General features: G+C 68.6%; 10 protein-coding genes and 1 riboswitch. Of the genes, 3 read left to right on the forward strand and 7 right to left on the reverse strand.

The genetic code is table 11. From position 1 onward, the window contains the following. Positions 1-143: 143 nt before the first annotated feature. Complete coding sequence (locus ACW7G5_RS01800) at positions 144-998, reverse strand: XOO1806 family protein (protein ID WP_457001302.1); 855 nt, start codon at positions 996-998, stop codon at positions 144-146. Positions 999-1,095: 97 nt separating this feature from the next. After that, entirely contained in the window at positions 1,096-2,004 is a 909-nt protein-coding gene (hslO, locus tag ACW7G5_RS01805) for an Hsp33 family molecular chaperone HslO (protein ID WP_457001304.1), read from the reverse strand. Between the two features lie 81 nt (positions 2,005-2,085). Between hslO and mtgA the strand changes: the two genes are divergently transcribed. From mtgA to ACW7G5_RS01820, 3 genes are read left to right on the forward strand one after another with little or no spacing between them, the layout of a single operon-like run. After that, positions 2,086-2,847, forward strand: a complete 762-nt coding sequence (gene mtgA / locus ACW7G5_RS01810) for a monofunctional biosynthetic peptidoglycan transglycosylase (RefSeq protein ID WP_457002814.1) — start codon at positions 2,086-2,088, stop codon at positions 2,845-2,847. A 25-nt stretch (positions 2,848-2,872) separates the two neighbouring features. After that, entirely contained in the window at positions 2,873-3,904 is a 1,032-nt protein-coding gene (locus ACW7G5_RS01815) for a glycosyltransferase family 2 protein (protein WP_457001306.1), read from the forward strand. Beyond that, on the forward strand, positions 3,864-4,295 hold the full coding sequence (locus ACW7G5_RS01820; RefSeq protein WP_457001308.1) for a CBS domain-containing protein: 432 nt from the start codon (positions 3,864-3,866) through the stop codon (positions 4,293-4,295). The genes ACW7G5_RS01815 and ACW7G5_RS01820 overlap by 41 nt, the downstream gene beginning before the upstream one ends. Before the next feature lie 180 nt (positions 4,296-4,475). Here ACW7G5_RS01820 and ACW7G5_RS01825 read toward each other — a convergent pair whose 3' ends face one another. The 5 genes from ACW7G5_RS01825 to ACW7G5_RS01845 form a co-directional block, all read right to left on the reverse strand. After that, positions 4,476-6,386 carry an AsmA family protein gene (locus tag ACW7G5_RS01825; RefSeq protein ID WP_457002816.1) on the reverse strand — a complete coding sequence of 637 codons (1,911 nt, stop codon included), beginning with the start codon at positions 6,384-6,386 and terminating at the stop codon, positions 4,476-4,478. A 136-nt stretch (positions 6,387-6,522) separates the two neighbouring features. After that, on the reverse strand, positions 6,523-7,161 hold the full coding sequence (gene trhA / locus ACW7G5_RS01830; RefSeq protein WP_457002818.1) for a PAQR family membrane homeostasis protein TrhA: 639 nt from the start codon (positions 7,159-7,161) through the stop codon (positions 6,523-6,525). A gap of 334 nt (positions 7,162-7,495) precedes the next feature. Beyond that, the gene (locus tag ACW7G5_RS01835) at positions 7,496-9,100 is read right to left on the reverse strand and encodes a peptide chain release factor 3 (protein ID WP_457001310.1); all 1,605 of its coding nucleotides are present in this window, start codon (positions 9,098-9,100) and stop codon (positions 7,496-7,498) included. A gap of 370 nt (positions 9,101-9,470) precedes the next feature. Then, positions 9,471-10,319: a M23 family metallopeptidase gene (locus tag ACW7G5_RS01840; RefSeq protein WP_457001312.1), complete on the reverse strand. Its 849-nt coding sequence runs from the start codon at positions 10,317-10,319 to the stop codon at positions 9,471-9,473. 3 nt (positions 10,320-10,322) lie between these two features. Next, entirely contained in the window at positions 10,323-11,426 is a 1,104-nt protein-coding gene (locus ACW7G5_RS01845; protein WP_457001314.1) for a phytase, read from the reverse strand. A 106-nt stretch (positions 11,427-11,532) separates the two neighbouring features. Beyond that, a riboswitch (SAM riboswitch) is annotated at positions 11,533-11,651 on the forward strand. Positions 11,652-11,728: the final 77 nt, after the last annotated feature.

Here is an 11,728-nt window from a genome sequence, read left to right on the forward strand (position 1 = left end):
TCCCATGGGAACCCCACCGGTGGAGTCAAGACAGACACCAAGCCCGGCAAGGCCGCTGCCGATAGTAGCTCCGCCTGAGCAAAAATTAAAGTGTTGTTAATAATTGCGCGCTCCGCCAGGGAAGTCTGCGCAAAATCAAGGACTTAGAGGTCCTGCTCGTACCTGATGTAGGGCACGGTGCCTTCTTCGTCACGACCATTGAGGTTCGGCGAGAACGGATTCCGGCCCTTGGTGACGAGATTGTCGGCGCCCACGGTGAGCTGGCCGCTCCATGGCGTGCGCCAGGTGAGCCCCAATCCGACGCCTTCCCACCGGGGCTGGCCCGGGGTTTCGACGACATGGCCGACGATGCTGGCGCCGAAGCGGCCGTAGCCGCCGCCGATCGTCAGGCTGCGCGAGGTCCAGGCGTCGCCGATGCCGAGATGGGTGGCTTCGGCCGGGGTCATCAGCGTGGCTTTCGCCATGGTGCCGGCGATGGCGACCACGCCTTCGCGGCCGATATTGTGCTGCGCGAAGACGGTCAGGTCGTTGACGTCGACCGTGGCGGCGGCGCCGCGGTTGCCCGTGGCAAGCCATGGCGGAAGGGTGCCGTGGCCGCTGCCGGCGCTCAGGCCCAGGCGCGTGTTGGTGCCGGCCTGGAAGGCTGCGGTACCGCTGGCATGGCTGCCGGAGTCGTCTTCGAAGCTGGCGAGCATGCAGTTGTCGGCAAGGTTGCCCAGCGCGCTGGCCAGGCCGGTCTTGCGGTCGCAGAACACGCCCAGGGAATTGCCGGCATCCAGTCCGAAAGCAGCATCAAGCGCGCTGTCGCCGAAGCCCGCGGCCGAATTCGCCTCGGCGGGCTCAAGCAGGAGCAGGGCTTCGATCTTGCCGCTGGACTGGTTCCATACCGGCAGCACGGCCTGGCCGCGCTTGCCCTGCAACGTCTGCCCGTGCGCGCCCGCTGCCACGCCGAGGGCGAGGACAAGGGAGAGGGACAGCTGTGCAAGGCGCGTCTTCATGGCGTGCCGGATAGACCCCTGACAGATGGCGGAAGTTCCGCCTCGATGATGGCTCCGACTCTAGTCGATTCATGTTTTCTTAACAATCCCTCCGCAGTCACTGCAGTCCCGGCGGAGCAGCCATTGGGCTCAGCTTGGCCGTGAAGAGGGCGTGCAGGGCGCCGGCGTCGAATTCGTAGGCCTGGCCGCAGAACTCGCAGCGGACCTGTGCGGTGCCGTCGATCAGGGCGGCCTCGGCTTCGTCCCTGCCCAGCGAAACCATCATCGCCTCGACCCGCTCGCGCGAACAGGAACAGGCGAAGGCCAGCGGCTTGCCGCCTACCACTTCCGGTGACTCCTCATGGAACAGGCGGTGCAGCAGCTCCGCCCCCGGGGTGGCCAGGAGCTCGCCTGCTCCCAGGGTGGAGAACAGCGCGCTGGCACGGTCCCAGCCGTCATCGTCGCCTTCGTCGGCGGGGAGCTTCTGCAGCATCAGTCCGGTGGCGGCGTCCCCGCCGGCGGCGAGCAGGATCCGGGTCGGCAGTTGCTCGGACTGGATGAAGTAGTCCTCGAAGGCCCGCGACAGGTCGGCGGCGTCCAGCGGTACCAGGCCCTGGTAGCGCGCGGCGTCGCGGCTGCCGACGCCGGGGTTTTCGATGGTGATCGCAAGCAGGGCGCCCTCGCCAAGGCCGTCGATCCCGCTGATGTCGCCGGCATCCTCCGCCATGCGCGCGATGCCGCGCAGGGTGCCGGCAGCGGTGCATTCGGCGAACAGGGTGCGCAGCGCGCCCTCGCCGCGCAGCTGCACCGAGAGGCGGCCGTCCACTTTGACGTGGCCGGTGAACAGCGCCGACGCCACCGCGGCTTCGCCGAGCAGCCCGCGCGCCACCGGTGGGTAATCGTCGCTGGATGCGATGCGGCGCCAGGTTTCGCCCAGGTGCACGTGTACTCCGCGCACGCCGGCGCGCGGCAGCAGGAAGCGGGTCAGGTGGTCGTGGGGCTCGGGGGCGTTGGCGGCATCAGTCATGCGGGGGGATCCGTTGCGCGTTGTGGTGGGGCCGTGCGGCTGGATAATCGCCGCATCGACCCGTGCGGGCGAACCGTGGAGATGGGGATGGAGTCGGGAAGGAACAAGGATGACGCGACGCCGTCCGCGTCGCGCCACGGCCGCCGCCGGCGCAGCCGATGGCACTGGTTGTGGAAGCTGCCGTTGCTGCTGGCGCTGGTGAGCGTGGTGCAGGTGCTCGCGCTGCGCTTCATCGATCCGCCGTTCTCGACGTTCATGGCCATCCGCCAGGTGGAGGCGCTGCGCGCGGGGGATACCGGTTTCCGGATCGCCTACGAATGGCGCGACCTCGACCGGATCGCGCCGTCGCTGCCGCTGGCGGCGGTCGCGGCCGAAGACCAGAACTTCGCCGGCCATCGCGGCTTCGACCTCGAGGCGATTGAACGTGCGCGCGCCCACAACGCCCGCGGTGGCCGCACCCGCGGCGCGAGCACGATCAGCCAGCAGTTGGCCAAGAACCTGTTCCTGTGGAGCGGGCGCAGCTGGGTCCGCAAGGGGGCGGAGGCCTGGTACACGCTGCTGATCGAGGCGCTTTGGCCGAAGCAGCGGATCCTCGAGGTGTACGTCAACGTGGCCGAGTTCGGCGACGGCATCTACGGCGCGCAGGCGGCGGCGCGCAGTTACTGGGGCAAGGACGCCGACACCCTTACGGACAACGAGAGCGCACGCCTGGCGGCGGTGCTGCCGAGCCCGCGACGCTACAGCGCGCATCGCCCCGGGCCATACGTGCAGCGGCGCGCGCAGTGGATCGAACGCAACATGCGCAACCTCGGCGGCGAGGCCTGGCTCGGGGCGCTGGAGTGACGCCGGTGCACGCTAGGATGTCGGCATGAGCCGTGACCGACTGACCGTGGTGGTGGCCGCCTTCAACGAGGCGGCGGCGCTGCCGGAGCTGCATCGCCGCCTGGCGGCCGTGCTGGCGCGGCTTGCCGCCGCCGATGGCGTGGCCGGCAGCGTGCTGTACATCGACGACGGCAGTACCGACGGGACCTGGGCGGTGATGCGGGATCTCGCCGCCGCCGACGCGCGGGTGTCGCTGCTGCGGCTGTCGCGCAACTTCGGCAAGGAGGCGGCGCTGACGGCCGGGCTGGATCGCGTGGTTTCGGGCGCGGCCGTGATCCTCGACGCGGACGGCCAGGATCCGCCGGAACTCATTCCGGAGCTGGTCGCGCGCTGGCGCGAAGGCTTCGACGACGTGCACGGCACCCGGCTGGCGCGCGAAGGCGACGGCTGGTTCAAGCGCGCCTCGGCACACCTGTTCTATCGCGTGATGCAACGCCTGTCGAAAACCCCGGTGCCGGCCGACACCGGTGATTTCCGCCTGCTTTCCCCGCGCGCGCTGGCCGCGCTGCGCGAACTGCGCGAGCGCCACCGGTTCATGAAGGGCCTGTTCGGCTGGATCGGCTTCAAGCGCGTCAGCGTTCCCTACCGGCGCGAGCCGCGGCTGGCCGGGCGCAGCAAGTTCAACGCGTGGCGACTGTGGAACTTCGCGCTCGAGGGCATCACCAGCTTTTCCACCGCGCCGCTGCGGCTGGCCACCTATCTCGGCATCGCCACGGCGCTGTTGGCGTTCGGCTATGGCCTGTGGATCATTGCCAAGGCCCTGGTCTGGGGCGATGCGGTGGCGGGCTGGCCGACGATGATGTCGGTGATCCTGTTCCTTGGCGGCGTGCAGCTGATGGCGCTGGGCCTGATCGGCGAATACCTCGGCCGGCTTTACGAGGAGTCGAAGCAGCGGCCGCTCTACCTGGTCGATACCTGGTCCCCGGCCGAAGGGGTATGCTCGGGCGTGCCCCCCACGATCGACGAGCGAGGTCGCGATGCGCACGGTAAGGCAGCTGCTGGAATCCAAAGGTCCTGAGGTCCATGCGATAAGTCCGGATGCGGCGGTGATCGACGCCATCCGGCTGATGGCCGAAAAGGGTATCGGCGCACTGGTGGTGCTGGATGCGGGAGGCGGGCTTGCCGGAATCGTTTCCGAACGCGACTACGCGCGCAAGATCGTGCTCGACGGGCGCTCGTCCAGGGACACGTCGGTGCGCGAGATCATGACCGCCGACGCGGTGACGGTCGGTCTCGACGACGTCGCGCCGGCGTGCATGCAGCTGGTGACCGAGCGCCGCATCCGCCACCTCCCGGTGGTGGTGGACGGCAAGGTGGTGGGCCTGGTCTCGATCGGCGACCTGGTCAAGGCGGTGATCGAGGAGCAGCAGCTCGAACTCGATCACCTGCAGCGCTACATCACCTCCTGAGCGGTGTCCTGCGCCCCTGTGTGGGAGCAGCGGCTATAGCCGCGATCGCCTTGCCATTGCAGGAGCGGCATGGTCGACCGGTAAACAATTCGCGGCTATAGCCGCTGCCACAAATGCAGCTGCCACAAATGCAGCTGCCACAAATGCAGCTGCCACAAATGCAGCTCCTGCAAGTGCGCGCTACCGCGCGTACTCGCCGCCGCAGTCGCTGTCTTCGCCGCCGCCAAGCTCCAGCGTGGCCAGCAGTGCTGCCGGGGGCGCGATGCTGGCGAGCGTGAGCGCGATCGCGCCGCGGAGGCCGAGCCTGGCCATGTCGGGACGGAAGCCCGGATCGAGGAAGCTGCCATCGACCACGAGCGGCGAGCGCAGCGCGAGGATGCTGCGGTCCTTGGGCCTGGGCCTGAGCTCCAGGTCCAGCTGCTCCTCGCGCAGGTCGACAGTGCCCTTGCCGACGATGATGGTGTCGCTGGTGTCGAATGCGAGCGCGCGCGCCGTCATCACCCCGTCTTCGACCGCGAAGTCGCCGAAGGCGCAGCGGATCGCCACCTTGCGATCCTTGCCGATCAGGAACTTGAGTGCTTCATAGATATCCAGGCCGGCGAGTTCGACCAGCAGGTTGCTGATCTCGCCGCGGCCCATGCCCAGCGCGATGTCGCCGTCGGCGGTGGCGAGCATGCGGGCCACGGAATTGCCGCTGCCGGCGATGTCGATGTCTCCGCTGATGCTGCCCACCGCATCGGCGGCGAGCTCGGAGTCCGGGAACAGCCGCCCCAGCTCGAGTCCGCGGGCGCTGATCGCGGCGTTGGTGCGGATCGCATCCTTGCGCGCGTCCATGCGCACGGTCGAGCGTACGCGGCCACCGGCAACGCCGAAGTCCAGCGGCTCCAGGCGCAGCAGCCCGGCCTCGAGCACGAGATGGGCGTCCATGTCGTCCAGCGGCCAGCCCGGTGCCTCGATGCGGGTCGCCTTCCAGCGAACGTCCGCGTCCATCGTGCGCAGTTTGTGCAGGTCGTAGGGCGTGTCCGGCAGCAGGCGGCCTTCGGCGGCGCGGGCGGCGGCCTGCGCCTTGAGCTCGGCATTGCCCGATTCATCACCGTCGCTGTCGGGCGGTGCGCCGACGAAGCCGCCGAGATCGTCGAAGTCGAGCAGTTCGGAATGCAGGTCGCCCTCGAACAGCAGGCGCTCGCCGCCGGTGGTGACCTTCGCCGTGCCACCAAGGTCGCTGTCGCCGACGGTGCCGCTGAAGCCTTCGTAGCGCCAGACGGCGCCGTCGCGGACCAGGCGGCCGTCGAGCGCGTAGCGCGGCGTATGCGGCAAGGCGAGCCCGAGCAGCGGATAGAGGTCTTCCAGGTCCTTGCCCGAAAGCGCCATCTCTACGTCGAACGCGTCCAGCCCGAGCAGCCGGGTGATGGCGCCGCGGGCGTGTGCACTCGTGGCTCCGGCGGTTGCGCGCAGGTCGAGTGCGAACGGCGTATCGCTTGAGCTCAGTTCGAGCGGCGACGCGACCGCGCCGCTGAGTTCGAAGGCCTCGCCGCGCCAGTGGCCATCACCGTGCAGGGTGAGCGGGCGTTCGTCGACGTCTTCGCCCTCGTGGCTGGCTACGGCAAGGTCGATGTCGGTGCCGTTGGCCGCGTCGATGAAGCGCAGGCGCCCCTCGTCTACCAGCAGGCGGTCGATCCGCGGGCCGTCGCCGTTGCCCGGGGTGTCCTTGAAGATCCAGTTGCCGCCCTTGGCGCCGGTCTCCAGCAGCAGGTCGGGCCGGGCCAGGTGGAGCTGGGGAACGTGCGCGCTGCCGGTCAGCAACGAGAACGGGCGCACGTGCAGTTCGAGTGAATCGGCGGTCGCCATCTCGGGCGTGTCGGACCAGTCGGCGTTCCCCAGCACCAGCCTGTCGGCGCGGACGATCGTGGTGAGGCCCAGGTCGACATCGAGGTCTCCGCCGATGTCGAAGCTGCGCCCGGTCTGCGCGGACACCACGCGTTCCACCGGGCCCTTGAACCAGTTCCAGTCCCACAGCAGGAGCAGCACCAGCAGCGCGATGGCGGTCGCCGCGGCGGCGATACGCCAGGGATGCGCGCGGGCGCCGTCCAAGGCCTCGCGATATGCCTCGCGTTGCCGGGGCTCGGGTTGCTGGGGATGTTCCGTCGGCACGCGGCGTTCCGGTGTGGATGCCGGGCCACCTTCCACCGCGGGCGGTAAAACGACGGTGAACGGACGTGGGGGATGTTCAGCCGGGCAGCGTGACCTGGGCCATCACCGCGACGTAATGGCACACGCTGCCGGCGATGCAGAACAGGTGCCAGATCGCGTGCGAATAGGGGATCGATTCGCGATGGTAGAAGACCGTGCCCAGGGTATAGAACACGCCGCCGGCGACCAGCCAGCCGAAGGTCCAGGCGTCGAGTGCGGCCAGTACCGGCTTGATCGCCACCAGCACCAGCCAGCCCATGGCCACGTAGACCAGGGTCGACAGGCGCTTGAAGCGGCCGGTGTAGAACAGCTTGAACACCACGCCGGCAAGTGCCAACGTCCAGATCGCGGCGAACAGGCCCCAGCCCCAGGGCCCGCGCAGGCCGATCAGCGTGAACGGCGTGTAGGTACCGGCGATCAGCAGGTAGATCGCGCAGTGGTCGAACACCTTCAGCCGCCCCTTGAGCACCGGATGCTGGAACGAGTGGTACAGGGTGGAGGCGAGGTAGAGCAGCAGAAGGCTGCTGCCGAATACGATGGCCGCACCAAGCTGCCAGCCGTTGCCGTACAGCGCGGCCAGGGTGATCAACACCGCGCCGCCTGCAAGCGCGGCGGTCGCGCCGAGGCCGTGGGTCAGCGCGCTGGCGAGTTCCTCGCGCCTTTCGCGCAGACTCATGGTGGACACGATGGAATCCCGGGGGGATGAACGGGGTCGATCATGCCATGCGTTGGCGTATAGGAGATGCGGGCAGAAGAGAAAGGGCGAGAGCTTTTTGCCACGGATTTGCGCGGATTACGCGGATCAAGCCAAGACCATGGGTTGCTTCTCGCCTCGACTCACTCCGTCCCGCGAACGCGTGGCAGAACTTCTTGGGCCAGACCCGCGTAATCCGCGCAAATCCGCGGCTGAAAGCTCCTTCGCCTGCTGTGCTCTATCCGTGTAAATCCGCCCTGATCCGCGCAAATCCGTGGCAAAAACGCTCTTCCAGCCCCATCCGTGCGACAGACGCTCAGCCAGCGGCCTGGGTGTGGGCCTGTTCGCGGGTGGCCATGAACTCGACGTCGGGTGAGCGTTCGATGGCGAGCTGGAGGTTGACTCGGGTCGGGGCGAGATAGACCAGCTGGCCGGCGGCGTCGATGCCGAGGTTGGTCGCGTTCTTCTCGCGGAACTCCTCCAGCTTGCGTTCGTTGGCGCAGCGCACCCAGCGGGTGGTCACCACGCCCACAGGTTCGAAGATCGCATCCACGCCGTACTCGGCCTTGAGCCGGTAGGCGGCAACCTCGAACTGCAGCACGCCGATCGCGCCCAGGATCAGGTCGTTGGACATCAGCGGCCGGAAGAACTGCGTGGCGCCTTCCTCCGACAGCTGCGCCAGGCCCTTCTGCAGTTGCTTGAGCTTGAGTGGATCGCGCAGGCGGGCGCGGCGGAACAGTTCGGGCGCGAAGTTGGGGATGCCGGTGAACGAGAATTTCTCGCCCTCGGTGAAGGTGTCGCCGATCGAGATCGTGCCGTGGTTGTGGATGCCGATCACGTCGCCCGGATATGCCTCGACCGCGATCTCGCGGTCGCTGGCCATGAAGGTCAGCGCGTTGGCCAGCTTCATGTCCTTGCCCGTGCGCACGTGGAAGGCCTTCATCCCGGCCTCGAAGCGGCCCGAGCACACGCGCATGAAGGCGACGCGGTCGCGGTGCTGCGGGTCCATGTTGGCCTGGATCTTGAACACGAAGCCGCTGAGCTTCGGCTCACCCGGCGCGACGTCGCGGCCGGTGGTCGCGCGCGGCTGCGGCGAGGGTGCCTGGCGCACGAAGAAGTCGAGCAGCGGCTGCACGCCGAAGTTGTTCACCGCCGAGCCGAAGAACACCGGCGTCTGGCGCCCGGCCAGGTATTCCGCGGAATCGAAGCCGTGGCTTGCTCCCTGCACCAGCTCCAGCTCGTCGCGAAGTTCGCGCAGCATGTCGGCGCCGATTCGCTGCTCCACGCGCGGGTCGTCCAGCGACGGGAAGATCGTCGAGTCCTGGCGGGTGAAGTTGCGGCCCTGCTCGTACAGGTGGACCTCGCCGCTCAGCAGGTGGACCACGCCCTTGAGCCGCTTGCCCATGCCGATCGGCCATGTCACCGGCGCGCACTGGATGCCGAGCACGCTCTCGACCTCGTCCAGCAGCTCGATCGGCTCGCGGCCTTCGCGGTCGAGCTTGTTGATGAAGGTCATGATCGGCGTGTCGCGCATGCGGCACACCTCCATCAGCTTGATGGTGCGTTCCTCGACGCCCTTGGCGACGTCGATCACCATCAGCGCCGAGTCCACCGCGGTCAGCACGCGATAGGTGTCCTCGCCGAAGTCGGCGTGGCCGGGGGTGTCGAGCAGGTTGACGATGCGGCCCTCGTAGGGGAACTGCATCACCGAGCTGGTGACCGAGATGCCGCGCTCCTGCTCGAGCTTCATCCAGTCGGAGGTGGCGTGGCGTGCGGCCTTGCGGCCCTTCACGCTGCCCGCCATCTGGATCGCGCCGCCGAACAGCAGCAGCTTCTCGGTCAGCGTGGTCTTGCCGGCGTCGGGGTGCGAGATGATCGCGAACGTGCGGCGGCGGGCGGCTTCGGCGGAAACGTCAGGCATGGCGGTACGCGCCGCGCTGGCGCCGTCGGGTGTGCGGAAAGTCCGGGATTATACGGGGCTGGTGTGGGTCCAAAGAGCGTTTGCCACGGATTTGCGCGGATCAGGGCGGATTTACACGGATAGAGCAGAGCGGGAGAGAGAGCTTTCAGCCGCGGATTTACGCGGACTACGCGGATCTGGCCGGGGGACTTTTGCCACGCGTTCGCGGAAATGGAAGTAGATCAAGGCGAGGGGCAACCCATCGCCTTGGCTTGATCCGCGTAATCCGTGGCTGAAACGCCTTTTTTCCTTCGCTCTTTCCTGCCTTTGCCCTATCCGTGTAAATCCGCCCTGATCCGCGTAAATCCGTGGCAAAAATGCTCTCCGCTCTTCACTCCACCCCCGCCGCAGCCTCGCTGAAGCGGAGGATCCCGGCCGGGCCGAACATCTTGAAGGGCAGCGACACCAGGCGCATGCCGCGGTTGGCCTGGACGGCGAAGTGCAGGTGCGGGCCGCCGCTGTAGCCGGTGCTGCCGGAGCTGCCGATGCGCTGGCCGCGGCGCACGCGTTCGCCCTCGCGGACCTGCGCGCCGCCCGGGGCGAGGTGGGCGTACACGGCCATGGTGCCGTCGGCGTGCAGGATGCGGATGAAGTTCGCGCGCTCGGTGTCGGCGGGTGAGCCGAGGCCGCCGTTGCGGAAGCGGGCTTCCACCTGCATCACCACGCCGTCGCGCGCGGCCAGCACCGCGGTGCCTTCGGCGACGGCGAAGTCGACCGCATGGCGGTTCTCGTCGTCGCGGTGGCTGAAGGCGCCGCCCCAGCCCTGGCCGATGCTGAGCACGTGGGTCGCCAGCGGCCATGTGTATTCCACGTCACGCGGCTTGGCGCCCGGATGGCCGGGCACCACGTCCAGCAGGAGCAGGGCATCGGCGCGATCCACCCGCGACACCAGCACCCGGCCCCGCGATGGAACGGTGGCGCGTGCAGGCAGCGCGGGATGCGCCACGGGTGCACTGCCGCTGGCGCGCAGCACGACCTCGATGGGGCCGGAGAGCAGATTCTCCGCCCAGGCCTCGGGGCCGTGGCCGCGGTCCACCACGTCCAATCGCGCAAGCGGTGCGGGATCCTGGCGCGTGCCTGCAACGGGTTCGGCGGCCTGCGCGGCGCCTGACGGCACGCAGCCCGCGGGCACCGGAATGCACCCTGCAAGCAGGATCGCGGCGGCGAGGAGGGTGCGCATCGGTCAGTGCAGGCAGGCGGTGTCCAGGCGCAGCGCCTCGACGATGTCGCCGAGGTCGAACGCGGTGACCGCACGGTCGTCGTGCACCGCGTACAGCACGCCGCCGGGGAACCGCGGCGTGGCGGCGGCGTGCAGGGCGATGCCGTCGGTGCGCGCCGTGGTTTCGCCATGGAAGCTGCCGACCGGCTCCAGGCTCTCGCGGTCGAAAAGGTGGAAACGCGTCAGCGGCGCCTGCTGGTCCACCGCCAGCCAGTAGCCGGCGGTGGCGCTGCAGGCCCACAACACCACGCCCTCGGCCTCCCCGGTGAACGTGTCTTCGGGCAGGCTGCGTCCGCTCCAGCGGCCGGCGAAGTCGTAGACGTGGATGTTCGACGGGCCGGTCTGGTCCTCCTCGGCGACCAGCAGGCGTTCGTGCGCCGGGTCGCCGGCGATCGACTCGACCATGTTCAGGCGCGCCGGCCCCGCGGTCTCGCCGAAGGATCCGAGATGGGCGGCATCCAGGTGGCCCTGGTCGTCGAAGCGCAGGCGGTAGCGGCGTACGCGCTGCGACAGCTCCTGGGCCGGAGGCACCACGTCGTGGCGCTCGCCGTACATGAAGCTGTCGGTGACGAAGACCTCGAGTTCGCGTGGCGCGCTTTCGTGCAGCCAGATGCCGTAGGGGCTGCGCAGCTCGTCGTGGCCGAAGCTCGCCACAGGCGCGAAGTCCGGCAGCGACAGCAGCTGCACGCGATGGTTGTCACGCTCGACCACGAACAGGATGTCGCCGAAGACCGCCAGGCCGTTGGGACGATTGAACGTACCCGGTGTTTCCCCGCGCGCGCCGACCGTGCGCAGTGCCGCGCCGGACTCGCCGTCGAACACCGACAGGCGGTGGGTGGACTTGCCGGTGGCGAGCAGCCAGGTGTCGCCGTCCCCGGAAACCCAGGTGACCACGGAGTCCAGCTCTTCGCCGTGCACGTCGGGCGAAATCCAGGCCTCGGTGACCAGCACCGAGGCCGGTGTAGCCGGCGACGTCGCGGAAGACTGGTAGGACGGACGGGGCGAAGGGGCGCCGGCGCAGGCGGCAAGCAGCAGGGCGAGCGCACTCGCAACGATGGGTCTCGACATGGCTTGATTATGCGGTGCGCAGCACGCCTGCGGCGACCGGAAGAAGGACATCTCTTCATCCGCATAAAGCGATTGACATGTGGCGGATGCGCTGCCAAGCTGCCGCCATCCATCGAGACCGGCCGAGGGACAGGCCCGACGACGCCGGGGCAACTGGATGGGGCGCACGCCCCGTCCGCTGTGCCAAGTCCTGCGGGGACCTGTGTGTCCACCGGAAGATGGCTGCGGATCACCCTCGGGGTGGTTCGTCGCGTATTGCCGCCGCTGCGGCGATATCCATCGTTCGGCATGCCCCGCGGCAT

The organism is Luteimonas sp. A501, assembly GCF_054052085.1.

What these genes read in the sequence shown, in the direction of transcription:
- ACW7G5_RS01835 (WP_457001310.1), bottom strand. Translation starts at nt 9,100, where the DNA reads ATGCCTGACGTTTCCGCCGAAGCCGCCCGCCGCCGCACGTTCGCGATC.
- hslO (WP_457001304.1), bottom strand. Translation starts at nt 2,004, where the DNA reads ATGACTGATGCCGCCAACGCCCCCGAGCCCCACGACCACCTGACCCGC.
- ACW7G5_RS01815 (WP_457001306.1), top strand. Translation starts at nt 2,873, where the DNA reads ATGAGCCGTGACCGACTGACCGTGGTGGTGGCCGCCTTCAACGAGGCG.
- ACW7G5_RS01820 (WP_457001308.1), top strand. Translation starts at nt 3,864, where the DNA reads ATGCGCACGGTAAGGCAGCTGCTGGAATCCAAAGGTCCTGAGGTCCAT.
- ACW7G5_RS01845 (WP_457001314.1), bottom strand. Translation starts at nt 11,426, where the DNA reads ATGTCGAGACCCATCGTTGCGAGTGCGCTCGCCCTGCTGCTTGCCGCC.
- ACW7G5_RS01800 (WP_457001302.1), bottom strand. Translation starts at nt 998, where the DNA reads ATGAAGACGCGCCTTGCACAGCTGTCCCTCTCCCTTGTCCTCGCCCTC.
- mtgA (WP_457002814.1), top strand. Translation starts at nt 2,086, where the DNA reads ATGGGGATGGAGTCGGGAAGGAACAAGGATGACGCGACGCCGTCCGCG.
- trhA (WP_457002818.1), bottom strand. Translation starts at nt 7,161, where the DNA reads ATGAGTCTGCGCGAAAGGCGCGAGGAACTCGCCAGCGCGCTGACCCAC.
- ACW7G5_RS01840 (WP_457001312.1), bottom strand. Translation starts at nt 10,319, where the DNA reads ATGCGCACCCTCCTCGCCGCCGCGATCCTGCTTGCAGGGTGCATTCCG.